Source organism: Nonomuraea sp. MTCD27, from assembly GCF_041950495.1.
Taxonomy (GTDB): domain Bacteria; phylum Actinomycetota; class Actinomycetes; order Streptosporangiales; family Streptosporangiaceae; genus Nonomuraea.
This window is the reverse complement of the sequence record NZ_JBGNUW010000007.1, coordinates 1-25,545: the sequence shown is the minus strand read 5'-3', so window position 1 is coordinate 25,545 and position 25,545 is coordinate 1. Positions and strand designations below refer to the sequence as shown.

Below are 25,545 nucleotides of genomic sequence, written 5' to 3'. Positions count from 1 at the left end.
CACCCACGCGCTGCGGGCCTATGGGAGGGGCCACGCTGAGACTGCTCCGCAGCCGGTGCGCCGAAATTCAGGGGAAGGCGAAAGCGGCCTGCGGACAACAACAGGTGACCGATGTCCCGCCGACCTCAAGGCCTGTGAATGAATGAGCCCTATCTGGCCGATTCCCCGGGCGACGCCCCACCGTCGCAGGACGACGCCGTGGTGATCGAGCGGTCCTGGCACGAACCCGAGCGTTTCGGCGCCGTCTTCGACGCGCACTACGCGGAGATTCACCGGTACGTATCCCGCCGGCTCGGTCCGCACGCCGCCGACGACGTCTCCGCTGAGACGTTCGCCCTCGCCTTCCGTCAGCGTCGCCGGTACGACACGAGCCACCGCAGCGCCCGCCCCTGGCTCTACGGCATCGCGACCAACCTCATCAGCCGGCACCGCCGCAACGAGGTGCGCCTCCTTCGTGCCGTGGACCGGCTGCATCCGGAGGCGAACTCGGCCCGAGGTCACGAGGACGACGTGACGGCGAAGGTGAGCGCGCAAGCCGTCAAAGGCACGCTGGCCAGGGCCATCGCCGCCCTGCCCGCGGACCAGCGTGACGTGCTGCTCCTGGTGGCGCTTTCGGGGCTGAGCTACGACGAGGTGGCGCAGGCTCTGGACGTGCCCTTCGGCACGGTGTCCTCGCGGCTCAACCGGGCTCGCAAGAAGCTGCGCAAGGCGCTGGGCGGAACGAATCCGCTGTTGGACGAGGAGGAGACACATCGATGAACGAGCTGCATCTCGTACGTGGGGTGTACGACGACCCGGCCCCGCCTTCCGCAGAGGCCGCGGCGGCCGCCCGTACCCGGATGTTGGGCCAGGACGACACCGCACGGCCGCGCTCTCGCCGTACGTGGCGCATGCCGCTCGGCTTGGTGGCCGCTGCCACGGCCGCGGCCGTGGCAGCGGGTATGACGCTCGCTCACGACGATCCCGCACGACCACCGGCAGGCGTGCAGGCCATCCCTCACTCTCTGTCGCCTCGCGACATGATGCTGGCCGCCGCCTCTCAGGCGGAGCTGCAGCAGCAGGGCCGCTACTGGTACACCCATCAGCGCTCCGCCTTCGCGGCGCTCGCGCTCGGCAGGACCGGTGGCTACGTCGTGGAAGAGCGCCGCGAGATCCTCAGATGGACGGGGCGCGCCCGCGGCGACGGCGAGTCCTTCCACGGCCGCTCCTTCGCGGGTAAGCCCCAGACCGGCGCCGACGCCGATGCCTGGCGCGCGGCGGGTTCCCCTTCGAGCTGGACGGTGGGCTCGTCGGGCATGCGCAGGACCGTCAGGACGAAGTCTGGTGCCTGGCAGGAGGAACATCCGAACGACCAGGGCGGCGGCACATTCCTCATCGGCGGCGTCGGCCAGTTCACCTATCAGGAGCTCCAAGAGCTGCCTACCGACCCCGGAGAGCTGCGCAAGCTGCTGTGTGAAGGCTCGGTCAAGTTCATAGCGGGCGGGTCTGGCGCGCCGAGGCGCTGCAACGGCCCTGCAGGGGTGCTCGGCCGGGTCTACTTCGCCCTGGCAGAGACGCCCGTGCCGCCCAAGGTGCGAGCCGGTCTCATGCGCCTGATCACCGATTATCCGGGCGTGCGGCGGCTGGGCGCCGTCACGGATCCGCTCGGCCGGTCGGCAGTCGGCCTCGCGGTCCCGATCGACAGCGCCGATGGCCGTGGGAAGATCCAGCGGGAGGTGCTCTTCGACCAGAAGACCGGCAAGCTCCTGGGCAGCCGCGACATCCAGCTTGAACCAGGCCCCAAAAGCCAGAAGTGGCAGGTTCCCGGCAGGACGCTGAGCTACCGGGCGGTCGTGGACACGGGCTGGAGCAACGCCAAGCCCACCCCTCCCGACTAGAGCAGCGGGGCCGTTTCTGTTTGGTCTGCTTCGCCAACAGTGTCCCGTTACGCCGGGAGGCGCGGGGCCGCCCGTGCTCAGGCGGTGGTGAAGGAGATCCACGCGTCCGGCGGCAGGTCGGGCCGGTTCGGCACGGGCCGGCGTTCCTCGGTCCAGGCATCGCCGGCGATCTCCTCCGCCACCCGCCGCCAGAAGGCCACCGCGCCCGCGTTGGCGTCCTGGAAGGCGATCTCCCACGGGCCCGGGTGCCGGGCGACCACCTCCCGGACGGCACGCAGCCCCAGACCGGACCGGCGCGCGCCGCGTACGACGAAGAAGCTGTTGAGCACGCGCGCCGGGCCGGACAGGCTGCGCACGAAGGCGAACCCGGCGGGCCGGTCGCCGCTGGTGAACAGGTAGGCCGCCCAGTCGTCGCGCTCGAACGCCGACCGGAGCCGGGAGTCGTTCTTGAACGTGGCGTCGGGGTTGGGCAGCTCGCCGTCGAACTCCGACATGTCGTGGCGGAACATGAGCCAGAGCCGTTCGACCGCGGGACGGTCGGCCGCGGTAGCCGGGCGCACGATGGCGTGAAGTGAGGTCATACAGAAAGCTTCCGGCCGGAAGCGAATCCGGCCGGAAGCGTGAATCTAGCACATCCCGATCATGGGGTCGTGACGGCCGCGCCCGTCACCGCGGCCGACCAGTACAGTCCCCTGGCCACCTGCGGGAACAACCCCTTGGGGTGGTTGCGGAACATCGGCTCGGTGCCGAAGAGCACCACCGCCGCGCCCCGCTCGTCCCGGCCGCTGACCACGGCCGCCTGGCCCCTGGCCGCCTCCGGGCCGCCCAGCCCCTGCTCGTCGGCCCGCCAGTGGCCGGAGACCAGGGGCCCGTCGGCCGCGTACGACTGCTCGACCGTGACCTCGGGCCCGAGCCCGGTGAACCACAGCGGCGAGTACACGAACGAGTGGGCCGGCGAGCCGCTGCCGACCGGTCCGTTCGTGGCGACGGTGCGGACCACGCCGTTGGCGTCGTCGCGGCCGGCCACCGTGGTCGCGGTGAGCAGGCCGGCGGCGGTGTTGAACGCGGCGCCGGTGTCACCGCGGGTGATCACGCCGCCGGTGGTGAGGAACGCGTCGAGGGCTGTCCTGGCGGCCGGGTTGAGCGCGGCGTGGTTGAGCCCGCTGGAGACGTACAGGACGTCGGTCCCGCTCCAGTCGAAGCCGCTGTTGAGCACGGCGGTGGAGACGGGGGTGACGGTGAAGCCGAGCTCGCGCAGGGTGAACAGCTCGTCGGCGGACGCCGCGGCGGCGACGCGCACCTGCGCGAGCGGGGTTCCGGAGGTCGAGCCCGCGCGGGTGAAGGTGACGCCGTACCGGTCGGAGACGGTCCTGGCCGCCTGGCGGGCGGCGGAGGGGACGATCGCCGTGCCGCCGTCGCCCCAGGTCACCGCGACGCCCTGGGCCAGCAGGTCGTTGAGCGCCCTGACCTCCTTGGCGTCGGTGACCTTGAGCGCGAGCGGGCCCGGGCTGTGCGGGACGGAGCCGGTCGGGGCGGCGGCCTTGACCGGGGTGGTGTGCGCGCGCAGCGAGTCGGCGGACTCCACGGTGGCGCCCCAGAGCAGGCCGAGGCTCCAGCCGGAGATGTCGTACATGGCGTTCACCCGGGGCGAGATGTCCTCGCCGCGCTCCAGCATGACGTTGGCCAGGCCGCGCTTGGGCTGGCGCATGTCCACGACGTACGTGCCGGCCGGGTACGTCCGGCCGCCCGAGCGGAACGCGGACCTGGCCCGCTCGACCCGGACGTCGTTGGCGATCAGGTGGTCCACCAGGCGCGCGGCGGCCGGGGAGCCGGCCGGGATGACGTACGCGCGGGGGAAGGTGGTGGTGTAGACGTCCTCGGGGCCGAAGCCGGGCACGATGCCGAGCGGGACCACCTTCGACGGCTCGCCCGCCGCGCCGCGCCGGAACACCTCGATCTGGTCGGCGATCAGCCGGTCGTGCCCGGACTGGACGAAGCCGTAGGTGGCGCGGATGGCGGCGGCGGCCACGTCGGTGTTGATCGCCGAGCGGCGGCGCAGCTCCTCGACGGGCTGCCGGCTGTACTCGGGCTCGTTGACCCGCAGCGGGATCTCCACCGTGTGCGCGGCGACGGTGCCGTGGAAGGGCGCGTACTGCGGCGTGAAGATCGGCGGCCAGTCGTCCCAGCCCTCCTGGTCGTCCCGGAACGGGATCTGCACGGGCCGCACGCCGTCCTTCGGGAAGGTGTAGCCGAGCCCGTTGACCGCGGCCTCCATGCCGAGGCCGTTGGCGTAGGTGTTGGTGATGAACAGGTCGTACTCGTAGTTGGCGCCGTGCGGCGGCGTGGTGGGCTCGATGAGCGTGCCGTTGACGTACCCGTGCAGGTCGATCATGGCGACCGGCTGGGTGTCGATCATCAGCTGGCGCATCGCGCGGACCTCGGGCTGCGAGGCGGTGATGAAGTCGCGGTTCAGGTCGAAGCCGCCGCCGTTCTGGCGCACGCCGTTGACGCGGCCGTCGGGGTTGGCGGTGACGTTGAAGTACAGCCTGGTGCGCTTGAGCAGGTCGGTGATCGCCGGGTCGGTGCTGGTGGCGAGCTGCTCGATGGTGCGCAGGGCGGCGTCGGTGCCCTCCCACTCGTTGCCGTGGATGTTGGCGTTGACGAACACCGGCGCCTTGTAGCGCTTGGCGAGGCCGCGGTCGCGGGCGGCGCCGGCCGGGTCGTTCTCGATGCGCTCGCGGATGCGCGCCTGCTCGCGCACCTCGGCGGCGCTCTCGGGCGCGGTGACGGTGACGAGGTAGAGGTCGCGGCCCTGGTACGAGCGGCCCATGATCTCGGCGCTCACCCGGTCGCTGCGCTGCTGCAGGTCGTTGAGCTTGGGCGCGATGCCGTGGTACGGCACCAGGCCCAGCTTGATCGAGGCGTCGGCCGGGTTCTCGGCCGGGAGCGGGAGCCGCGTCTGCCGGGGGTAGCCGCGGTCGCGGGACGGCCCGTACTCCTGCGTCTCGCCCTGGCCGGTGTCCGGCTGCGCGCGGAGCGCGGAGGCCTGCTCGGGCACGCCGGCCGCGATCTCGTTGCGCTCGGGGCCGTTGCCGAAGTCGCGCACGGCCGGTGGCTGCGGCTCCGCGGGGTCGGCCAGCGCGGCCGTGGGGACGGACTGCGGGATGACGAGGAGGGCGGCCGTGACGGCCACGCCGAGGAGGGTGGTGGGTAAGCGCAAGGAAGGTCTCCTGCCAGGAATTTCGGTGGATCAAGGTCGAGGGCGGCCGGACGGGGTGCCCGGCCGCCCGGATTCGGCTCCCGGGCGGCCGGGCGGGCCGCCGCACCGGCGGATCAGGGTTCGCGGTAGTCGGCGGCGATGCCGATCAGGGAGATCAGGCCCGTGGCGAACTCCAGCGCCTCGGCGTGCCCCTCGCTGAACGGCGGCTGGAAGCCCACTCCCTCCCACGTGCGGGTCGCGGGGTTCCACAGGTCGGCGCCGACCTCGAAGTCCCAGCCGTAGATGCCGAAGTCGTACCAGAGCTCGTCGGCGGAGTTGCCGGCCGCCGAGTACAGCACGTCCGTCACGGGGCCGGTCTGCTGCGGCCAGATCACGGTGCCCCGCTCGGCGGCGATGGCCTCCTCGATCGTGCGGGCCGAGCGCAGGAAGTACGCCTCCTCGCGCGGCGTGGGCCGGGGCAGGGTGACGCGGCCGTCGAGCTTGTACGCGCCGGGAGGCCACATGAAGTAGCCGCCGTAGCTGTGCACGTTCATGGCGAACTTGATGTTGCGGTACTTCTGCGCCAGCCAGATGACGTTGCGGCTCTCCGGCTCGGAGTGCTCGCCCGGCCCGGCGTACGTGCCGCTCTGGCAGTTGGCCGAGGCGCCGAAGTACCCGTCGGTCAGAGAGCCGACGGCGTAGTTGCGGTTGACGTCCACGCCCCAGGTGTTGCGCAGCGCCGGGTCGGACTGCTGCGCGGGGCAGTGGTTGGTCATGTTCTTCCGCTGGGAGTTGAAGTCGTAGAAGCTGTAGTTCGCCCCGTCGGGGTTGACGGTCGGCACGATGAAGATGTCGGTGCGCTCCAGCAGCCGGCGGGTGGCCTGGTCGCGGCTGGAGTTGCGGAGCAGCCGCTCGGCGGCCTCGATGGTGACCAGCGGCGTCACCCACTCCCTGGCGTGCTCCTGCGAGTAGGCGAGCACGCCGGTGCGCGAGCCGTTGCGGTGCACGCCGATGCGCAGGGCCAGCACCTGCGCGGGCGCGCGGGAGACGTCGGCCGGGGCGTTGAGGAAGTCGTCGAGCTGGGTGAGCGGCGCGGGCGCCATGACGCCCGCCCCCGGGTCGGTGCGGTAGACACTGGCCCGGACGGGCAGGCCGGCCGTGGCGTTGATCGCCGCGACGACCTGGGCGGCGGTGCTGACCGGCGCGCCGGAGTCGTCGGTGGCCAGGCTGACGGTGATGTTCTTGCCGTTGAGGGTGACCTGCAGCGGCCGGCCGGGCGCGCCGGGGTCGACCAGCTCGACGGACAGGTCGTTGCCGCCCTCGGAGCCGTACGCGGACGAGGTGATCACCACGGCGGCGCCGGGCGGGGTGCCGATCAGCGCCTGGGCGTGCCGCCGGTAGCCGTTGGTCTTGTACGGCAGCGCGATGAGCTCGGTGAGCTTGGGGAACTGCCGGTGCAGGGCCTTGATCCGCTCGTTGAGCTGCGCCGGCGGCATGTACTGGGTGATGAAGTCCTTCTGGTAGCCGCGCCCGTTGTGGTCGGGCCGCTCGCCGTCGGGCCACTCACCGACCCGGGCCTCGGCCTTGCCGCCGCCCGCCGAGGTGACGGTGACCCACTGCGGCCGGTCCTCCGCCGGGACTGGGGTGGCGAACTGGTGGCCCAGGTACGCGCCCGCGTCCACGTACGCGACCATCTCCGCCTGCCCGCTCGTGCCCCGCCTGCCCTTCCAGGCGACGGTGAGCGTGGCCGCCTGCGCGGCGCTGCTGGAGGCTTCGACCGACAGGAAGTACCCGTCGCGGGACTTGTACCAGACTGCCCGCTCGATGACGATCTGGTCCTGCGCGGCCGTGGCCTTCGCGCGGGCCTGGGGCTGGGCCTCGTCGGCCGGGGTGGCGCCGAGCTGCCGCAGGGACTCCAGCTGGCCGGCCGTGACGACGGCGTCGACCTGGACGCTGCCGTCCGGCTGGGGGCGTACCCGTTCGGTGAGGTCGGCGCCGGAGGCCACCAGCCGCTCCATCGCGGCCCGGTCCGGGACGGAGAGCGTGACGAGCGAGACCGGCTCGGGATCGGTCGGCCCCGCGACCGCCGGAGTGGATGGTTGCACCCCGAGTAACGTCGTGGCGACAACTGACAGAACAACTACGGACGTCCGTAAACCACGCATCTGCCCCTCCAGGATCACTGGTATGGGGCTCATTCAAAGCCGACAAGGGACTAACCGGCAAGACCCAGGAAGCTCGTGACCTCTCGCAGGAACCGGTCGCGGCCCCGCTCGGCGCGGTCGAGGTGGACGTAGTGCGTGGCCTCGGGCAGCTCCACGCTCCTGACCTCGCGGGCGTGCACCAGGTGATCGCGCAGCTTGGCGGCGTCCTCTGGGCGGCTCCAGAAGTCGCGCTCGCCGCGCAGGACGAGGGTGCGGGCGGTGATCGAACCGGCGTCCCAGAGCTGGCGGCCGGTGGCGAGGTAGAAGCTGTCCTCCATCGCGCCGGAGGGGGAGCGGAAGCTGGGCGGCGTGCGGGTGCCGCTGGTGGGGTCGGAGGCCAGCGCGGCCTTGGCGTACGCGGCCGCGACCGCCGGGTCCCGCCAGGCCGTCTTGTCCTCGACCGGGATGCTGCCGTCCCAGGACGGGAAAAGGCCGGCGCCGGTGTTGAAGCGGTAGGCGCCGTAGCGGGCGGCGTTGAACCGGCCGGGGTGCTCCGGGTCCTCGTTGTCGCTGCCGCGGCCCAGCGTGGGGTGGCCGTCGACCGGGCCGTACAGGGTGTTGTAGAGCACGAGGTGGCTGACCCGGCCGGGGTTGGCGGCGGCGTACTGGCCCAGCCAGTGCCCGCCGGTCGCCCAGCCGAGCAGGGCCACCTGGCCGCCGGGGGCGATCCGGTCCACGACGGCGGCGACATCGCGGACCACCTCGTCGGAGCGGACGGCGGGCCGGCCCTCCTGCGACGGGCGGGACAGGGCGGCCGGCCGGGTGGAGGCGCCGTACCCGCGGGCGTCCATCACGTAGACGCGGTGGCCGGCGCGCGCGAGGTCCTCGGCGAGGGAGCCGCCGGGCACCGGCAGGTCGAAGCTGCCCACGCCGGGGACGCGGGCGCCGTGCAGCAGCAGCACGGGCCGGCCGCGCCGGGCGCCGGGGACGCTGACCTCGCGAACCGCGATCTTCACGCCGGGGTCGCCGTTGACGTGGAAGTCCGTACGTCTGACCTGGTCGCGGGGCTCGGCCGTCAGGGAGACGGCGGCGACCAGGCTGACGACGGTGTTGAGGAGCAGGCGCATGTGGATCCCAAAGACGGTTCGGGGACGTGGACGGCAGGGCTCGATCCTGCCGCCGCCGCGCCCGCGGATCCCGATTTGCCGCCATATCCGCCGCTATTCATATGCGCCGGATATGAATGCTCACGAGGCCGTGACGTGCGGCACCGCCTCGTACGCCGCCCAGTCCGCGCTGATCGCGCCGGCCGTCTTGAGCAGCAGCGGAAGATGCTCCTCGGTCAGCTTCTCGATGGAGGTCTCGGCCGCGTGCGCGTTGACGTTGACCGCCGCGATGACGTTGCCGAGCCCGTCGCGCAGCGGCGCCGCCACCGACCTGATGCCCAGGGCGAGCTGCTCGTCGGTCAACGCCCACCCCTTGGCGCGCACCGAGCGCAGCACCGCCTCGCGCTCCTTGGCGTCCGGCCGCCAGCGCGGCTCGATGCCCGAGCGGCTCGGCTCGGCCAGCACCCGCTCCACCTCGGCCGGCGGCAGCGCGGCCAGCAGCACCTTGCCCAGGGAGGTCTGCAGCGCCGGGAAACGGGTGCCGATCTGCACCGACAGCGCGACGATCTTCGGCACGGCGACCCTGGCCACGTACACGATGTCGGAGCCGTCGAGCTGGGCGATCGACGACGACTCGCGGGTCTGCGTGACCAGCGCCTCCAGGTGCGGCCGGGCCACCTCCCACAGCCCCATCGACCGCACGTACGCCACCCCCAGCTCCAGCACGCGCGGTGTGAGCGCGAACCCGCCATGCTCGGCCCTGGCGTAGCCGAGCTCCTGCAGGGTGAGCAGGATGCGGCGGGCCGTCGGGCGGGCCAGCCCGGCGGCGGTCGCCACCTCGGTCAGCGACATGACCGGGCGTCCCGGCTGGAAGGCCCTGATGACGTCGAGGCCGCGGGCCAGCGCCTCGATGAAGTCAGGTCCGGTCTCACCACGTGCCATGTACGCCCTCACTCGCTCCGATCTCGACTGATCCGACTCTAGACGGTCGCCCGTCCGCACAGCGGCGACTCAAAGGCGGTGCGTGGAGTCGCTGCGGAAGTCGGTGTAGGTGTACGGGTTGTCGAGGATCTTGGTTGCGGGGATGTCCGGGTTCATGCCCTTCTCCCAGGCTTCCTCGCCCATCGTGCTCCTGAGGTACTCGACGGTGCGGTCGGCCTGGGCGCGGGCGGCGGCGAGGTCGATGCCGAGGAGGCGGTGCCGGTGCTTGACCACGCGTCCGTCGACCAGCACGGTGTGCACGTCGCCGCGCTGGGCCTGGAAGGCGACGTGGCCGAACGGGTGCAGCAGCGGGAACGACACGGGCGAGGCGTCGTTCTTGATGAGCACGAGGTCGGCCTTCTTGCCGGGCTCGATCGTGCCGAGGTCGTCGCGGCCGATCGCGCGGGCGCCGCCCCTGGTCGCCCAGTCCACGACCTGGTCGGCGCGCAGCGCGCAGTGCGTCACCGTCTCGCCCTTGGCGTGCGCCTCCAGGTGCTCGCGGGAGCGGTCGGCGCCGAGGGTGGCGCGCATGGCGGAGAACAGGTCGCCGCTCCACCAGACGCTGGTGTCCATGGACAGCGAGACCGGGATGCCGTGGGCGCGGACGGCCCAGGTGGGCGGGTAGCCCTGGCCGGCGCTCTGCTCGCTCTCGGTGGATACCGAGATGGAGCCGCCGGTGGCGGCGATGCGGTGGTAGGAGTCGGCCGACAGCGAGGCGGCGTGCACGTAGATGGTGCCGGGGGTCATGAAGCCGTGCTCGTACATCTGGCGGATGCCGTCGTCGCCGGTGGCGCCCCACACCCCGGCGTGCGTGGTGACCGGGACGCCGAGGTCGCGAGCCACCTCGAAGGCGGGCCCTTCGGGGAAGGACGGGTCGCCGAGGACGTCGAAGGCGAGTTGGAAGCCGAGCAGGTCGTTGCCGGTGATCCGGCGGCGGACGAAGTCGCGGAACTCGGGGGCGGTGGTCCATTCGGCGGGCGGTTGCTGGATGTTGCCGTAGGCGAGGACGTAGCGGCCGGGCACTGCCTGGAGGGCGTCGGCGGCGGCGTCGGCGTGGTCGGGCGTGCGCAGGCCGTGGGACCAGTCCACGACGGTGGTGACGCCGGCGTCCAGGGCCTCGATGGCGGCCAGGGTGTTGCCGGCGTGCACGTCCTCGGGGCGGAACAGCTTGCCGTGTTCGAGGTAGAACCAGACGAAGTACTGGGTGAGGGTCCAGTCGGCGCCGTAGCCGCGCAGCGCGGTCTGCCACATGTGCCGGTGGGTGTCGATCATGCCGGGCATGACGATGCCGCCGGAGGCGTCGATCTCGGCGGCGCCCGCGGGCGCCTCCAGCCCGGGGCCGACTGCGGCGATCCGGTCCCCGCTGACCAGGACGTCCGTCCCGGGCAGCACCCGCCTGCCGTCCATGGGCAGCACGGTGCCACCGCGCAGCACCACGGGGCGTCCGGCCTCGAACTCGTTCATGGCACGCTCCTCGCTTGCGAACGATTGTCCGCTCTACGGTCACCGCCACTGTGATGAGTGGGCGGACACCTGTCAAGACGGTTGACGAGAACACGTGTCAGTGCTGAGATCGGATCAGCGGACATACGTCCGTTGAACGGACGCGAGAATGGAGCCGGATGACTGACACCGTGCCGGGAGGGCCGCTGTCGGGCGTGCTGGTGGCCGATTTCTCCCGGATCCTGGCCGGGCCGTACGCCACGATGCTGCTGGCCGACCTGGGCGCCGACGTCGTCAAGGTCGAGGGGCCCGGCGGGGACGACACCCGGTCGTGGACGCCGCCCGCGCGGGGCGAGGCGTCGACCTACTACCTCGGGGTCAACCGGGGCAAGCGGTCGATCGCGCTGGACCTGCGGGACGAGGACGACGCGGCGGTCGCCCGGGAGCTGGCCCGGCGGGCGGATGTGCTGGTGGAGAACTTCCGGCCGGGCGGGCTGGCCAAGTACGGGCTGGACTATGCCGCCGCCAGCGCGGTCAACCCGGGGCTGGTGTACGCCTCGATCAGCGGGTTCGGGTCGGGGGCCGGAGCGCGGGTGCCCGGTTACGACCTGATGGTGCAGGCCATGTCGGGGTTGATGAGCCTGACCGGGGAGCCGGACGGGCCCCCGTACCGGGCCGGGATCTCGGTGTTCGACGTGATGGCGGGCAACCACGCCGTCATCGGGGTGCTGGCCGCGCTGCGGCATCGCGAGGCCACGGGGCGGGGGCAGCACGTCGAGGTGAACCTGATGTCATCGGCGCTGACGGGGCTGGTCAACCAGAGCTCGGCGTACGTGGCGGGGGGCGTGGTGCCCTACCGGATGGGGAACGCGCATCCGAGCGTGTTCCCGTACGAGCCGCTGCCGACCGCCGATCACGACCTGATCGTGGCCGCGGCCAACGACGGCCAGTTCCGCAAGCTGTGCGAAGTGCTCGGCATCCCCGAGATCGCCGACGACCCGCGCTTCGCCCGCAACGCCGACCGTACCGAGCGGCGGGAGGAGCTGCGGCCGATCCTGGTCGAGCGGCTCGTCCTGCGGCCCGCCGACGAGTGGTTCACGCTGCTGGTGGAGGCCGGCGTGCCGAGCGGGCCGATCAACACGATCGACGGCGGCTTCGCGGCGGCGGAGCGGTTCGGGCTGGACCCGGTCGTCGTGGTGGGCGAGGGCGAGCGGGCCGTGCCGACCACGCGGCATCCTATCCGCTTCTCCGAGACACCCGCCGGGTACGCCCTGCCGCCGCCCGAGCTGGACGAGCACGGCACCGAGCTGCGCAAGTGGCTGGAGGGCGGGCATGGCTGACTACCCGACCGCGCTGGGCGCGTCCTCCCCCACGTCGATCACGCTGCTGGGCCGCGACCTGGCCGCCGACGTGATGGGCGAGGTGAGCTTCGGTGAGCTGGCGTTCTGGCTGGCCACGCAGCGCCGTCCGGCGCCGGGCGAGGTGCGGGTGTTCGAGGCGGTGCTGGCGGCGCTGGCCGACCACGGGTTCACGCCGACCGCGATCGTGACGCGGCTGACGTACCTGTCGGCGCCGGACTCCGTCCAGGGCGCGCTGGCCGCCGGGCTGCTCGGCGGCGGCTCCCGCTTCCTCGGCGTCACCGAGGACTGCGGCCGGTTCCTGCACGAGGTGCTCGCCACCCGCGACCCGCTGCCCTGCGACGAGAAGGGCTGGGACGCGCTCGCCCTGGAGACCGTCCGCGCCCGGCGGGAGAGCCGGCAGCTCATCCCCGGGCTCGGCCACCACGTGCACAAGGACGGCGACCCGCGCACGCCCCGGCTGTTCGAGATCGCGGCCGAGGAGGGCCTGTTCGGGCCGCACCTGTCGCTGCTGGCGGCCGTCGGGCGCGTGCACCCCGAGGTGCTGGGCCGGACGCTGCCGGTCAACGGCGCCGGGGCCTGCGGGGCGGCGCTGGCCGACCTGGGGCTGCCGCTGGAGCTGCTGCGCGCCTTCGCGCTGCTGGCCAGGACCGCCGGGCTGATCGGGCAGCTCGCCGAGGAGCTGCGCCGGCCGGTGGCCAACGAGATCTTCCTGTCGGTGGACCTGAACAACCGGTCCATCCCGCCCGAGCCGTTCCCCGATGGAGGTTCGCATGGCTGAGGTCGTCGCCGTCATCGCATCCACCCACCACCCCTTCTACTACCGCGCCAGCACCTCCACCGGTGACGAGCGCCCGCCGTTCGCCGACGAGTGGGTGCGCAAGGTCGAGGCGTTCCGCGAGACCCTGACCAGGGCCCGGCCGGACGTGCTGGTCATGGTCGGCTCCGACCACTTCCACCAGTTCTGGCTGGACAACATGCCGCAGTTCCTGGTCGGCAAGGCGCCCTTCTACGACGCGAACTTCTACAACGAGGAACGCGAGTTCGGCCTGCCCCGGATGTTGTTCACCGGGCAGGAGGACCTGTCGGCGCACATCCTGCGCGAGGGCCTGGACGCCGGGTTCGACCTGGCCTTCTCCAACGAGCTGCGGATCGACCACTCGATCACGTGCCCGATCATCACCCTGCGCCCGCAGAACGACCTGCCGATCGTGCCCGTCTACACCAACATCTTCGCCCCGCCCCTGCCGCAGCCCAAGCGCTTCGTGCAGCTCGGGCGGACCATCAGGGAGCTGGTGGAGTCGTGGCCCGGCAACCAGCGGGTGGCCGTCATCGGCACCGGGCACCTGTCGCTCGAACTCGGCGGCCCCCGCCAGTTCGGGCCGCACGGCCCCGACCCGGAGTTCGACCGCAAGGCCGTGGAGTGGATCTCCTCCGGGGACATCGAGGGCTGCCTGGCCGAGGTGACCCTGGACAGCCTCTGGAACCCCGGCAACGCCACCCACGGGTTCATGGACTTCATGCTCATGATGGGCGTCGCCGGCGACGGCCGCAAAGCCGACTACGTCGACACCTACGACCTGTTCCACACCATGGAGGCGTACTTCACCTGGTACCCGGACGGAGGCGGCCGCTCGTGAGCAAATACCTGCTGAACAAGTTCCTGTTCACCGTCGATCGCGACCCCGAGCTGGTCGAACGCTACCGCGAGCAGCCGCGGGCGACGGTGGAGTGGTGGGAGGCCGAGTACGCCAACCGCATCCTCGGCTGCCACACCGCCGAGTCGTCCACCTGGCTGCGCTTCGACGACACCGAACGCGAGGCGCTGGCCGCCCACGACTACGCGAAGCTGTTCGCGCTGGGGGCGCACCCGTTCCTGACGCTGACGTTGTTCATCGCCATGTTCGAGCGCGACCACGCCGAGCCGTTGGGCTTCCAGCTCGAATACGCCCGCAGGCTGTCCCACCACAGCCTGCCCTATCCGGACATCGCCACCTGATGCGCGCCACCCACCCGGAGCCCGCCGCCCTCCGTGGCGGCACCGGCCGGCTCGCGAGCCCCGGCCGGTCGAGACCTGGGGCGGGCTGATGCGGGCCGCGCAGGTCGAGGTGTGCGGGCGGGCGCCCGTCGTCACCGAGCGTCCCGAGCCCGCGCCGGCGCCGGCTGAGGTGCTGGTGCGGGTGACCGCCGCGCCGATCACCCCGCTGGACCTGCTGTGCGCGACCGGTACGTCCTACTTCGGCGCGCCCGCCCTCCCCTACGTGCCCGGCGTCCAGGGCGTGGGCACGGCGGACGGGCGGCTCGTGTGGTTCCCGACCTCGGCCGGGATGGCGCCGGGTGACGGCAGCATGGCCGAGCTGGCACCGGCCCGGGCCGAGGACCTGGTCGAGCTGCCCGCCGGCGCCGACCCGTTCGCGGTGGCCGCGCTGGGCCTGTCCGCCGTGGCCGCCCACATGGCGCTGACCTGGCGGGGCGAGCTGGTGGCGGGCGAGCAGGTGCTGGTGCTCGGCGGGGGCGGCGTGGTGGGCCAGGCGGCGATCCAGCTCGCCCGCCTGGCGGGGGCCCGCCGCGTGGTGGCGGCCGCCCACTCCCCCGGCGGCCTCGACCGGGCCGGGCAGGCGGGCGCCGACGCCGTGGTCGCCCTCGGCCTGGAACCGGCCGGGCAGGCCGGGGCCTTGGGCGCCGCTGATGTGGCCGAGCTCGGGGAGCGGTTCGCCGCCGTCTGCGACGGGCCCGTGGACCTGGTGCTCGACCCGCTCTTCGGGGTCCCCGCCGCGGCGGCGGCGCGCGTGCTGCGCAAGGGCGGCAGGCTGGTCAACCTCGGCGGGTCGGCGTCGGAGACGTGCCCGCTCGACTCCGCCACGCTGCGCAGCCGCTCGCTCCGGGTGCTGGGGTACACCAACAACGAGCTCACCCGGGAGCAGCGGGCGGCGTCCGTCGCGTTCGTCGCCGAGCAGTCGGCCGCCGGGCGGCTGGCGGTGGCGCACGAGGTGGTGCCGCTCCAGGAGACCCCGGACGCCTGGCGCCGCCAGTCCGCGGGCACCACTGGCGGCCGCATCGTCCTGCGCCCCGGCTGAGCCGGCCGGTCCCGCACCCCGGCTGAGCCGGCCGCTCCTGCGCCCCGCTGAGCCGACCGCCCCGGCTGGGCCGGCCGCCTCCGTCAGGCGAGCTGGGCCACGCCGGAGCGTGGTGAGGACAGCACCGGGACGTCCCCGCCCGCCTCCCCCACGATCCGCGCCATGGACGCCTGGGCCAGCACCACCACGTCCACCTTCCCGGCCAGCTCCCGGAACCCGGCCAGGACCAGGGCGTCGTGGCGGGCCGGGTCGCCGCCGCGCAGGGCCTCGAAGGCCCCGTCGCACAGGTGCGGCACGACCTCCCGCGCCACCCCCTCCCGGTCGGCGGCCCGCTGGACGGCGCGGGTGGTGGGGCCGAGCGTGGTGGCGAGCGTGGCCAGCACGCCGACGCGGGCGCCCGCCCGTACGGCCTGCTCGGCCATCGGCTCGTCGATGCGCAGGATCGGCAGGTCCGCGAACGGGCGGGCCTGCTCGGCGGCCTCGCCGATGGAGGAGCAGGTGACCAGCAGCACGGCCGCCCCGGACTCCTTCGCGTACGCCGCGTACGACACCACCCGGCGCAGCACGTGCGGCGGCGGCCCGTCACCGGCGATGGTGTCCTGGAGCAGGCTCTCGTCGACGAAGTTCAGGATCCGGGCACCGGGGCGCACCTCGGCGGCGAGCTCGGTCAGTGGTCCGGCGAGGGCGGGCACGGTGTGCAGCATCGCGATCTTCGACTTGTCCCCGCTCATCGGGCCGCCCCCTCGCCTGAGGCGTGCCACGGGCGGGCGTGCTCGTCCACGATCGCGGCCAGGTGCCGCAGCCGGGGCACGGAGCGGGCCCGCAGCTCGCCCGGCACGTCCCCGGAGCCGACCACATCGCTCCAGATGGCCCGCCCCGCGAGCATGCCCGACGCGCCCGCGCGGCACGCGGCCCGTACGGCGGCGGGGAAGTCGTCCCGCTCCACCCCCTGCGACAGCACCACCCACGGCACGGGGATCACCTCGTCCAGGAGCGCGCACTCCTCGCGCAGGCGCTCCTCCGGGGCCGCCCCGCCGAGCGGCACCTGCGCCTTGTACAGGCTGGGCCGCAGCCCGGCCAGCTCCCGCGCCGCCTCCCTGATCGCGCCGGGCCCGTCGAAGGCCCCCTCGGGAACACCGGCGGCCGGCTTGGCCACGCCTTCCAGGACCGAGAGCAGCCCCGCGTCCGCGCAGCGCCGGACGAACTCGGCCGCCGTCTCCAGCCGCCGCCCCCTCTGCTCGTCGTCGCGCCAGATGAGCAGGAGCTTGGCCGCGACCGCACCCGCCTCCCGGGCGGCGGCCAGGTCGACGCGCTCGTCGATCGAGGTGTCCTCGACCGGCCCGTCGGGGTCCTGCTGGAGGGCGTCCACGGCGACGATCAGGCCGCCTCCGACGACGCCCTCCGCCGCGACCTGCCCGAACCCGTAGTCCTGGTCGATCAGGAAGCCGGAGGCGTGCGGCCCGACCTCCCGCGCCACCGCCAGCTTGAACGACGTCAGCCGCTCGTCGCCCACCCGCTCGCCCGTGGCCGCCGCGTACATCTGCCTGAGGCTCTCCCGCTGGTCCATCGCGACCATGGCGAACCCGCCGGACGGCCTGGCCAGCAGGTCGAGCGTGGGTGCGGAGGTGATCGTCTCGGGTCTGGTCATTCGTGCTCCTGTTCTGGTGTCTCTGCTGCTGGTCAGGCCCGTCCCCGGGCCAGGAAGCGCTCGTACTGGGGGAGGTAGGCGGCCCGGAGGGCGGGGTCGGGCGGGAGGTGTTCGCGGGGCAGCACGGGTACGTCGTCCAGCGAGCCCCCCGCCTGCCCGGCGATCAGGGCGGCCCCCGCGCAGACGGTGTCGTCCGCCAGCACCACCTCCACGGGCACGGGCGAGACGGCCGCCTTGACCCGCATCCAGAGCGGGATCCGGACCTGGCCGCCGAAGACCGCCAGGCGTCCGGGCGCGGTGCCGGTCACGGCGGTGAGCTCGTCGAGGATCCAGCGGGCGTGCAGGCACGTGCCCTCGATGGCGGCGGCCAGCAGGTCGCCCGGGGCGTGCCCGGCGTCCAGCCCCGACAGCGCCAGCCGCCGGTCCCGGTCGGGCGCGGGTGCCACCCGGCCCCTCAGGTACGGCTCCACCACGATCCCCGTCGGCAGCCGCACCCCGGCGAGCAGCCCGGGCAGGGCCGCATACCCGCCCGCCCGCCGCCGGGGCGGCGAAGCGGCCTCCGGGTCATGGCCGACGGCACCCGGGCCGGGGATATCGGGACCGACGGCACCCGAGGCGGGGACGTCTGGGCGCGCAGTGTCCGCGGTGTCGCCGGGGGCCAGCAGGCCGAGGAGCCAGTCGAGCAGGGCGCCGCTCGTCGGCAGCGCTCCGACCAGCACCGTACGGGCCCCGTCCAGGGACGGGTCCGCCGTCATCCCCAGGGCCAGCCCGGTGCGCGGGTCCGGCCGCCTCGCCGCGGGCGCCATCACCGCCTCCGCCGTGCCGAGCGAGTCCGCCACGTCCCCCGGACGCCGTACGCCCGCCGCCCACGCCCCCACCGCGTGATCGTGACCGGCGATCACCACCGGCACGCCCGGCCGCACCCCGCGCACCGGTGCCGTCAGCGGGCCGACCGGCTCCACCGCCCCGGCCGTGGGAGGCAGCCGGTCGGCGCTCAGCCCGGCCAGCGCGAGCAGGTCATCGTCGTAGTCCCCGCGCGCCACGTCGTAGGCGAGGGTGCGGGCGGCCAGGGTGGCATGGGTGCGCAGCGACCCCGTCAGCGCGTACGCCACCGCGTCCGGCACACTCGCCCACCACCGCATCGACGCGAGCACCTCGGGCGAGTGCGCCCGCAGCCACAACCATTTGGCCAGCGGCGCCTTGGCGTCCGCCCACCGCCCGGTCAGCGCGTACAGGGCCGCCGCGTCCCGCCCCAGCCCGGCGGCCTCGTCCGCGCCCCGGGGGTCGTTCCACCACAGCAGCGGGGTGAGCGGCCGGCCGGACACGTCGAGCGGCACGCCGGTCTCGGCCATGCCCGCGATCCCGATCGCCTCCGGCCCTCGCCCGGCGCGGCCGGCGCACTCGCCGAGCGCGTCCGTCACGGCGGCCACCAGGCTCGGCAGGTCGCGCGGCGTCGCGCGGCGGACGGCGGCGACGCAGGAGCCCCGCTCGTCGAACAGGCCCACCTTGACGTGGGTGGTCCCCACATCGATCCCCGCCAGCAGCCGCATCATGTTGTCACTATAAATCCAAAAGATGGCGTAAAAGTGCCAACTTTTGGAGCATCATGGTCATATGAGCAGCGACTCCGAGGCCGCCACCCTCCGCTACACCTCCGCCCCGACCCGCCGGGAGGCGATCCTGCGCCGGATCGAGCAGCACGGGTACGTCGCCGCCACCGACCTGGTCACCGAGCTGGGCGTCTCCCCCAACACCGTCCGCCGCGACCTGCGCAGGCTGGCCGGCGACGGCCTGATCCGGGCGGTGCGCGGCGGCGCCACGGCGGCGGAGGCGGCCGCCCCGCCGTTCGCCGACCGTTCGGAGCAGGCGGCCGGGGCCAAGCGCGCGATCGCCGCCGCCGCCGTGCGGCACGTCGAGCCGGGTACGGCCGTGGCGCTCGACTCGGGCACCACCACGCTGGAGATCGCCAAGCTGCTGCCCGCCGACGCCGGCCTCACGGTGATCACCCACTCGCTGCCCGCCATCGCCGCCCTGGCCCCCAGGGCGGACGTCACGCTCATCGGCATCGGCGGCCAGTACGGCAGGGAGACCCGCTCCTTCGGCGGCCCGGAGACCCTCGCGGCGCTGGAGCACCTGAGCGTGCGCACCCTGTTCCTGGCCGCCACCGCGCTGGACGGCTCGGGCGTGTACGGCGCGACGCCGTACGAGGCCGAGACCAAGCGCCGCCTCATCGCCATCGCCCGCAGCACGGTCGTCGTGGGCGACGCGCGCAAGTTCGCCCTGAGCGCCCCGATCCGGGTGTGCGGCTGGGACGCGGTCGAGTGCCTCGTGACCGATGCCGTTCCGGCCGGGTTCGCCGGGGCGCGGGTGGAGATCGCGTCATAGGCGATCCCGGACACGGGACGACGGAAAACCCTTTTCCCGAATGGCATTGAATTCGGAACGCCCCGCCATTTCGCCATGCCGGGAAATCGGTCCGAAACAATCTCTTGACAAACCTCACAGGAGCCCAATACTCTCCCACTAAAATTATATCGATTTAATCAGCGGAGCTCGTGACCATGAGACCCCCCAGCAGCATCCGCCGCGCTCTCGCCACCGGCCTGGCCGCCCTGCTCTGCGCGCCGCTGACCGCGTTACCCGTGGCCGCGGACGCCTCGCGCGGCCACGGCTCCGGCCCGCGGCTCGAGCACCTTGACCGCGGCCTGGTAGCGGCCTCGACCAGCGAAGGCGTCTTCCTGAGCTGGCGACTGCTCGGCGACGAGGTGTCCGGGCACGGCGCCTCGGGCATGACGGGCACCGACTTCCGCGTCTACCGCGACGGCCGCCCCATCGCCACGGTGACCGACAGCACCAACTACCGCGACGCCGCGGGAACGGCGGGGTCCGCGTATCGCGTGGCCCCGATCGTGCGGGGTCGCGAGGGCCGGCGCAGCTCCGTGGCCACGCCTTGGCTTAAAACGTTTTATGACCTGCCACTGAAGAAGCCGGCCGACGGCGTGACCCCGGCGGGCGAGGCGTACACCTACTCGGCCAACGACCTGAGCGTGGGCGACGTGGACGGCGACGGCCAGTACGAGTACGTGGTCAAGTGGGACCCGTCCAACTCCAAGGACGTCTCCCAGCGCGGCTACACCGGCAACACGTACGTGGACACGTACGAGCTCAACGGCACTTTGCGCTGGCGGCTGGACCTGGGCGTGAACATCCGCTCCGGCGCCCACTACACCCAGTTCCTGGTCTACGACTTCGACGGCGACGGCCGCTCGGAGATGATGCTCAAGACCGCCCCGGGCACGAAGATCCTGCGTTATGGGGCCGATGGCGAGGTCGTGTCAGAGCGCTATATCACGATGCCGCGCGCGGACCTCGAAGCCGGATACTCCAACACCGACGACTATCGAAAGAGTGCAGCAGACTTTTTCGACCACGTTGCTGACATGTTCGCGAAATGGCACGAGCACCCGGAGGTCGTCGCCGGCCGCTGGCCCGCGACCCTGGAAGCGGCCTTCGGCATCGAGAAGAAGTACACGTACCCGCTGTCCCGCGCGGACGCGACGGAGCTGGCCACGTACTTCGTCGACGTCTACGCCCCCGCCCGCAGCGGGAACAACCGCCTGCGGGAGTTCGCCGGGTACATCCTGACCGGCCCCGAATACCTGTCGGTCCTGGAGGGCGCCACCGGCCGCGAGCTGCAGACCATCCACTACAAGCCCGGACGCGGCGACGACGGGCTGCTGTGGGGCGACTACGCGATGGCCCGGATCGAGCCGGGCAACCGGGTGGACCGCTTCCTGTCCTCGGTCGCCTACCTGGACGGCAAGCGCCCCTCGGCCGTGTTCGCCCGCGGCTACTACACGCGCACCACGCTCGTGGCCTACGACTGGAACGGCCGGCGGCTCAAGGAGCGCTGGTACGTCGACAGCGGCCACGCCCCGATGGCCAACCCGTTCAACGCCTCCCCGCACGGCGTACCGGGCAGCAACCCGGAATATGCCGACCTGACCACGCAGGGCTTCCACTCGATGAGCGTGGCCGACGTGGACGACGACGGCAGGCAGGAGATCGTGTACGGCGCCGCGACCATCGACGACGACGGCGACCTGCTCTACTCCTCCTTCGCGGTGGCCCCGCCGCAGAGCAACGTCCCGGGCCAGAACGTCCGGCTCGGCCACGGCGACGCCATGCACGTCGGCGACTTCGACCCCGACCGCCCCGGCCTGGAGATCTGGACGGTGCACGAGGGCGGCTCCTGGGCCCCGTACGGCTGGGCGCTGCGCGAGGCGGCCACCGGCAAGGTGATCCACGGCGGCTACAGCGGCGTGGACACCGGCCGCGGCATGGTCGGCGACATCGACCCGTCGATCCGGGGCGTGGAGACGTGGTCGTCGATGCCGCCCAACCAGGCGATCGAGGCGGGCCTGTGGTCGGCGCGCGGCGAGTATCTGGGCCGGAACGCGCCCGGCACCAACATGAGCATCCGCTGGGCCGCCGACATGACGACCCAGCTGGTCAACGGCACCGCCACCACCGTCCTGCAGACGCCCACCATCGACGACCACAGGCGCGGCCGGCTGCTGAGCGCCGAGGGCACGCTGACCAACAACTGGACGAAGGGCAACCCCGGCCTGGTGGCCGACGTCTTCGGCGACTGGCGCGAGGAGCTGCTGGTCCGCACGGCCGACAGCACCGCGGTCCGGATGTACCTCAGCACCGAGGTGACCGACCGGAAGCTGTACACGCTGATGCACGACCCGCAGTACCGGGTGGAGGTAGCCAGGCAGCAGACGGGCTACAACCAGCCGGCGTACCCGAGCTTCCACCTCGGCTCGGACATCGACTGGTCGAAGGTGCCCATACCGAACGTCAGGTAGAGGCACGCGAAAAGGGCGCCCCCGCGGCGGGGGCGCCCTTTTTCACGATGTCCGGTCTCAGCCGGTCGGGTTCTTGACCGACACCGACTGGATCACCGGGCGGGTGTCCTTCTCGGACCAGGCGCCGGTGGAGAAGGCGACCGGGAAGCTCTTCTTGCCGACCCCGTCGCCCCACTTGGTGACGACGTAGTCGATCTTGATGTGGCCCTCGCCACCGACACCGTCCACGCCCAGGGTCTCCGGGTTGAACCTGCCGCCGGTGAGCTCGGCGAAGGTCTTGGCGTCGAGGTCCAGCATGACACCACGGCTGGAGGGGTCGCCGGGACCGCGGTCACCCACGAAGAACGGCATCTTCTTGCCCTTGTAGACGACGTAGCCCTCGGTCATGAGGGGCCAGCTGGGGCTGGCGACCAGGCCCTTCTGCATGGGCTTGCCCGCGGCCGGGAGGCCGGTGTCACCGGCGCGGCCGGAGGCGTCGTCCCAGAAGTAGGACGCGGTGGTCGAGCCCTTGAGCACGCCCCTCTGCTCGGTGTCGCCGGAGTCGGCGTGCGCCGCGGTCGAGCCGATGGTCAGGGCCGTCACAGCGGAGGCGGTGAGCAGGGCGAAGGAACGCAGGCGAGCAGACATGAAAGAATTCAGGTCCTTTGTTAGGGGACGGGATCTTTGCGCTCGCTTGAGCGAACGTAGCCGGGCATCACGCCACACAGACGCTACGTGGGAGCGCGGGAGAATCCGGAGAATCGCGGATCCGTTGTCCGGGAGGCCCTGCTTCCAAGAGGTCAGGGGCAGGCCACTCGCCGGCAACAGTCACTAACTTACCTAGCAAACCGGACAAAGGCAAACGAAACCCCATGAATCCGGCAAAGATCTACCCTGGGGGTAAAGCCCGACCGCACAACGCGCCAACGCGGGCGGTGTGATGATCCGGCCCCGGCGCAGGGCACATGGAGTGCATGGCGTCCATGAGTCACGACCGGTTGCTGTCCGCACTGGCCTGCTGGGGCCTGCCCGTGGCGGGTGCCGAGCCGCTGCCCGGCGGCTGGAACTCCACCACCTGGCTCGTCCGCTCCCCCACCGGCGAGAGGTACGTCGCCAAGCTCGCCGACACGGAGTCGGCCGGCCCCTTCGTCAGCGGGCTGCGGGTGGCCGCCCGCGCCCAGAGCCGCGGCCTGGTCAGCGGCGCCCCCGTCGCCCTGCCCGACGGCCGGACGGCGGCCGAGCTGGCCGAGGGGGTGCTGGCGCTGCTGGAACACGTCCCCGGCACGATACCCGATCCCGCCTCCCGCCAGGACCTGCGCCGGATGGGCGTCCTGCTGGCCAGGGCGCACCGCGCCCTCGGCAACGACACCGAGGACATCGGCGAGCCGCTCAGATGGCCCTGGGCGTGGGCCGGTGACGGCCTGCGGGACCTCGCCATGCCGCCGCACGTGCGGCAGGCGGCGGCACGGGTGCTGGACGAGGCGCGCGAGGCGGCGCCGCTGCTGCGCATCGGGGTGGTCCACGGCGACCCGGGCCTCGACAGCTTCCGCCTGAGCGAGCACTCCCCCGCCCAGGACGGCCTGGTCGACTGGGGCGCGATCCTCCAGGCGCCCCTCCTGTACGACCTGGCCTGCGTGGCCGTACTGACCCGCGACACGCCGCAGGCGCTGCGCCACGTCCTGGACGGCTACCGCATGGTGGACCCGGCCATCGCCCGCGACCTGGACCATCTCGACCTGTTCGTACGGGTGCGGTGGATGGCCCACGCCATCTACTTCGCCGACCGCATCGAGCGCGGCGTGCTCAGGGGCGTCAGCGGGCCGGCGGGCAACGAGGAGGGGCTGGCGGAGGCGTACGCGGGCTTGCGCGCCTAGATGTACGCGCGTACCGCCAAGCCGTGGCAGGAGGAAGCAGGGCGCCATGCGGCCACGGACGTCTCGACCTCGCCAAACGTCGAAGAGCCGCTATGAGACGACGTCGAAGGTGGCCACTTGAGGTTGGGCCCGCAGATGGAGCAGCCTGTGCGCGCGCTGACGTTCAACACGAGACCGTACACCAGCCCCTCTCTCTGAGCCTTGTACAGGCTGTCCATGTGCAACCCGAGGTCGGCCAGCATCGCCTGGTCCTCACTGCGCAGGAGAGAGAGCCGTTGCCGAAGCCGGCCGTGCGGTGAGGCCGGATCACAGTCGGGAAGCGTGCGTCCGCTCAGGTCTCTGCGGGCAAGCTGCCGGGCCCGCCTCGGAGACGGGGGCGAGAAGCCGACCGGCACGGTGGCCTCTTGATCGGCAGGCGTACCGCGGATGGCTTCCTCTTTGCCGGCCTTGCCTGGCCGCTCTGGAAGGACGTCAGATGGGAGGCCAGCCGGCACGCGTGCAACCATGACCGTGGTCCGGCAGTGCCGATGACGGAACGGGTGAGCCATAGGGACACGCCGAGCCCGGTGGAGGAGTAATTGACCAGGACGAGTTTGTCCGCGTGACACTCGCTTAGTTTAGCCGTGCATGGACATCGCCCCCAGATAGTGACTGCGATAAGCAGCGGTCAGGGCCGGTAGCTGCTGCATGCTTGGGGGCATATCGTTCGGCTCCTCTTTCGTCACGTGATCGGGCGGGACGGAGGAACTCTTCCAGCCCGGACAGCGCCACATACCCCGGCGTATCCCGCCGTCGGGAAGCCGCCAGGCGCCTGCACAGCCGGCAGGCGGGCGTGGCCAAGCTCATCGCCGCAGACGCCCTGGTGAAGGTGATCACGGGTACGCGCGGGAGTGCCGGGCGGAGCGGTACATGCGCGAACCCCTGGCGCGTCAACCCAACCCGCCAAAATCAATGATCTTCCAGGGTGCGTCATTCGACTGCCTCCCCGTCATAAAGCTGTACGGATAATGGGGATCATCGTTCGGGGGGTCTTCGTTGCACCGGCGCACCTCAATACGGACGTAGACCCGTTGCACTTGTCGATAACCGCCACGGCCGTACACGTCAGGGACCGGCCCGCTGACTTCGGAGACCTTCACGCTGGTCCAGGTGTCCATCGGATCCTCATCATTCAGCCAGCCATGGACGCGCCGGTAATAGGATGGCTCCGACAATGTACGAGCCGCTTCGGCATCACGGGCCGCGATGGCCGCGAGATACGCGCGGACCACTACATCGGCAGGCGAATCGGGCTTCGGTATGGTAACCGGCGACCCCTGCGAGACAGCGCAGGTCGCACAGCCGCCACCACAGCACATCCAGAACAGGGTGGCCAGCGTCGCGAGCACCCGTCTTATCGTCAACTCCTGATCCTTCACGCTTGGTACGGCTGAAACCAGGTGGTGAGTGGCTCCGCTGTCCGGAACCACCCACCACCTGGTTCGGAAGGGCTATGCCAGATCCATCAGTACAGGACCCTTATCGCATAGACCTTGACCTCGGGTATTCACCGCTGAAGCGCTTTGAAGATCGGTAGATGCAAGGAAGGTGCCTCCGACCTGCGATGATCGGATTGCCTAGATCACGAAATCGCAGAGAACGGATGCACCTTCAGGGTGAACGGTACGGCATGGGACCGCCGCTTGTCTGTCCGCGGGGACGGCAAAGGACTCATCGGCCACGCAGGAGCCGTCCTCCTGCGTAAATGCGCTGATCAGACGGGATTAACCGGGGGGCTGGGCGGCGTGTTCGCCCGGCTCGGCAACTCGCCGGTGTGGGACCGGGGCGTGGTGCTCGTCCAACTGGCGGTGGCGATCGCGCTGGGCGCGACCAGCATGCGGCAGATCGCGCTGCTCACCCACCAGCAAGGCGTGTTCGGCGCGCCGCCGTCGGACTCCACGGTGCGTCGCAGTCTGGAGCCCATCGGCGCCGATGAGCGGCTGCCG

At 72.1% G+C, this 25,545-nt stretch carries 21 protein-coding genes and 1 pseudogene; 11 read left to right on the top strand and 11 right to left on the bottom strand.

The features are described from left to right. Positions 1-138: 138 nt before the first annotated feature. Together ACBJ59_RS21570 and ACBJ59_RS21565 are read left to right on the top strand one after the other, a co-directional pair. Complete coding sequence (locus tag ACBJ59_RS21570; RefSeq protein ID WP_375112013.1) at positions 139-759, top strand: RNA polymerase sigma factor; 621 nt, start codon at positions 139-141, stop codon at positions 757-759. Beyond that, entirely contained in the window at positions 756-1,877 is a 1,122-nt protein-coding gene (locus ACBJ59_RS21565; RefSeq protein WP_375112012.1) for a CU044_5270 family protein, read from the top strand. Before ACBJ59_RS21570 ends, ACBJ59_RS21565 begins: the two co-directional genes overlap by 4 nt. 77 nt (positions 1,878-1,954) lie before the next feature. Here ACBJ59_RS21565 and ACBJ59_RS21560 read toward each other — a convergent pair whose 3' ends face one another. From ACBJ59_RS21560 to ACBJ59_RS21535, 6 genes are all read right to left on the bottom strand, one after another. Then, positions 1,955-2,458: a GNAT family N-acetyltransferase gene (locus ACBJ59_RS21560; RefSeq protein WP_375112011.1), complete on the bottom strand. Its 504-nt coding sequence runs from the start codon at positions 2,456-2,458 to the stop codon at positions 1,955-1,957. Positions 2,459-2,517: 59 nt separating this feature from the next. After that, a complete protein-coding gene (locus tag ACBJ59_RS21555) occupies positions 2,518-5,097 on the bottom strand; it encodes a M14 family zinc carboxypeptidase (protein ID WP_375112010.1) in 2,580 nt (859 codons plus the stop codon). A gap of 113 nt (positions 5,098-5,210) precedes the next feature. Continuing rightward, on the bottom strand, positions 5,211-7,181 hold the full coding sequence (locus tag ACBJ59_RS21550) for a M14 family zinc carboxypeptidase (protein ID WP_375112009.1): 1,971 nt from the start codon (positions 7,179-7,181) through the stop codon (positions 5,211-5,213). 110 nt (positions 7,182-7,291) lie between these two features. Next, positions 7,292-8,347 carry an alpha/beta fold hydrolase gene (locus ACBJ59_RS21545; RefSeq protein ID WP_375112008.1) on the bottom strand — a complete coding sequence of 352 codons (1,056 nt, stop codon included), beginning with the start codon at positions 8,345-8,347 and terminating at the stop codon, positions 7,292-7,294. A 120-nt stretch (positions 8,348-8,467) separates the two neighbouring features. Beyond that, complete coding sequence (locus ACBJ59_RS21540; protein ID WP_375112007.1) at positions 8,468-9,268, bottom strand: IclR family transcriptional regulator C-terminal domain-containing protein; 801 nt, start codon at positions 9,266-9,268, stop codon at positions 8,468-8,470. A 69-nt stretch (positions 9,269-9,337) separates the two neighbouring features. Further along, positions 9,338-10,771 (bottom strand): amidohydrolase family protein, encoded by a 1,434-nt coding sequence (locus ACBJ59_RS21535; protein WP_375112006.1) that lies wholly within the window; start codon positions 10,769-10,771, stop codon positions 9,338-9,340. A gap of 158 nt (positions 10,772-10,929) precedes the next feature. On the opposite strand from ACBJ59_RS21535, the gene ACBJ59_RS21530 reads away from it, so the two are divergent. The 5 genes from ACBJ59_RS21530 (at position 10,930) to ACBJ59_RS21510 (ending at position 15,185) form a co-directional block, all read left to right on the top strand. Next, on the top strand, positions 10,930-12,090 hold the full coding sequence (locus ACBJ59_RS21530) for a CaiB/BaiF CoA transferase family protein (protein WP_375112005.1): 1,161 nt from the start codon (positions 10,930-10,932) through the stop codon (positions 12,088-12,090). After that, a complete protein-coding gene (locus ACBJ59_RS21525; RefSeq protein ID WP_375112004.1) occupies positions 12,083-12,889 on the top strand; it encodes a citryl-CoA lyase in 807 nt (268 codons plus the stop codon). The genes ACBJ59_RS21530 and ACBJ59_RS21525 overlap by 8 nt, the downstream gene beginning before the upstream one ends. Next, positions 12,882-13,748 (top strand): extradiol ring-cleavage dioxygenase, encoded by an 867-nt coding sequence (locus tag ACBJ59_RS21520; protein WP_375112003.1) that lies wholly within the window; start codon positions 12,882-12,884, stop codon positions 13,746-13,748. Before ACBJ59_RS21525 ends, ACBJ59_RS21520 begins: the two co-directional genes overlap by 8 nt. Then, positions 13,745-14,107: a hypothetical protein gene (locus ACBJ59_RS21515; RefSeq protein ID WP_375112002.1), complete on the top strand. Its 363-nt coding sequence runs from the start codon at positions 13,745-13,747 to the stop codon at positions 14,105-14,107. Before ACBJ59_RS21520 ends, ACBJ59_RS21515 begins: the two co-directional genes overlap by 4 nt. Before the next feature lie 88 nt (positions 14,108-14,195). Continuing rightward, positions 14,196-15,185 (top strand): zinc-binding alcohol dehydrogenase family protein, encoded by a 990-nt coding sequence (locus tag ACBJ59_RS21510; protein WP_375112001.1) that lies wholly within the window; start codon positions 14,196-14,198, stop codon positions 15,183-15,185. 83 nt (positions 15,186-15,268) lie between these two features. On the opposite strand, the gene ACBJ59_RS21505 is transcribed toward ACBJ59_RS21510, so the two are convergent. From ACBJ59_RS21505 to ACBJ59_RS21495, 3 genes are read right to left on the bottom strand one after another with little or no spacing between them, the layout of a single operon-like run. Next, positions 15,269-15,916 carry an aspartate/glutamate racemase family protein gene (locus ACBJ59_RS21505; RefSeq protein WP_375112000.1) on the bottom strand — a complete coding sequence of 216 codons (648 nt, stop codon included), beginning with the start codon at positions 15,914-15,916 and terminating at the stop codon, positions 15,269-15,271. After that, a complete protein-coding gene (locus ACBJ59_RS21500; RefSeq protein ID WP_375111999.1) occupies positions 15,913-16,833 on the bottom strand; it encodes a hypothetical protein in 921 nt (306 codons plus the stop codon). The genes ACBJ59_RS21505 and ACBJ59_RS21500 overlap by 4 nt, the downstream gene beginning before the upstream one ends. A 32-nt stretch (positions 16,834-16,865) precedes the next feature. After that, the gene (locus tag ACBJ59_RS21495; protein ID WP_375111998.1) at positions 16,866-18,386 is read right to left on the bottom strand and encodes an L-fuculokinase; all 1,521 of its coding nucleotides are present in this window, start codon (positions 18,384-18,386) and stop codon (positions 16,866-16,868) included. Between the two features lie 61 nt (positions 18,387-18,447). On the opposite strand from ACBJ59_RS21495, the gene ACBJ59_RS21490 reads away from it, so the two are divergent. Together ACBJ59_RS21490 and ACBJ59_RS21485 are read left to right on the top strand one after the other, a co-directional pair. Then, positions 18,448-19,218, top strand: a complete 771-nt coding sequence (locus ACBJ59_RS21490; protein WP_375111997.1) for a DeoR/GlpR family DNA-binding transcription regulator — start codon at positions 18,448-18,450, stop codon at positions 19,216-19,218. Positions 19,219-19,394: 176 nt separating this feature from the next. Then, complete coding sequence (locus tag ACBJ59_RS21485; RefSeq protein WP_375111996.1) at positions 19,395-21,707, top strand: rhamnogalacturonan lyase; 2,313 nt, start codon at positions 19,395-19,397, stop codon at positions 21,705-21,707. 57 nt (positions 21,708-21,764) lie between these two features. Here the strand turns inward: ACBJ59_RS21485 and ACBJ59_RS21480 are convergent, their stop codons facing one another. Next, positions 21,765-22,334 (bottom strand): hypothetical protein, encoded by a 570-nt coding sequence (locus ACBJ59_RS21480; protein WP_375111995.1) that lies wholly within the window; start codon positions 22,332-22,334, stop codon positions 21,765-21,767. A 326-nt stretch (positions 22,335-22,660) separates the two neighbouring features. Here ACBJ59_RS21480 and ACBJ59_RS21475 point away from each other — a divergent pair, with 326 nt between their 5' ends. After that, positions 22,661-23,560 carry a phosphotransferase enzyme family protein gene (locus ACBJ59_RS21475; protein WP_375111993.1) on the top strand — a complete coding sequence of 300 codons (900 nt, stop codon included), beginning with the start codon at positions 22,661-22,663 and terminating at the stop codon, positions 23,558-23,560. A 929-nt stretch (positions 23,561-24,489) separates the two neighbouring features. Here the strand turns inward: ACBJ59_RS21475 and ACBJ59_RS21470 are convergent. Beyond that, entirely contained in the window at positions 24,490-24,948 is a 459-nt protein-coding gene (locus ACBJ59_RS21470) for a hypothetical protein (protein WP_375111992.1), read from the bottom strand. A 396-nt stretch (positions 24,949-25,344) separates the two neighbouring features. Between ACBJ59_RS21470 and ACBJ59_RS21465 the strand changes: the two are divergent. Continuing rightward, positions 25,345-25,545 (top strand): annotated as a pseudogene (locus tag ACBJ59_RS21465) (IS1380 family transposase); the annotation flags it as partial.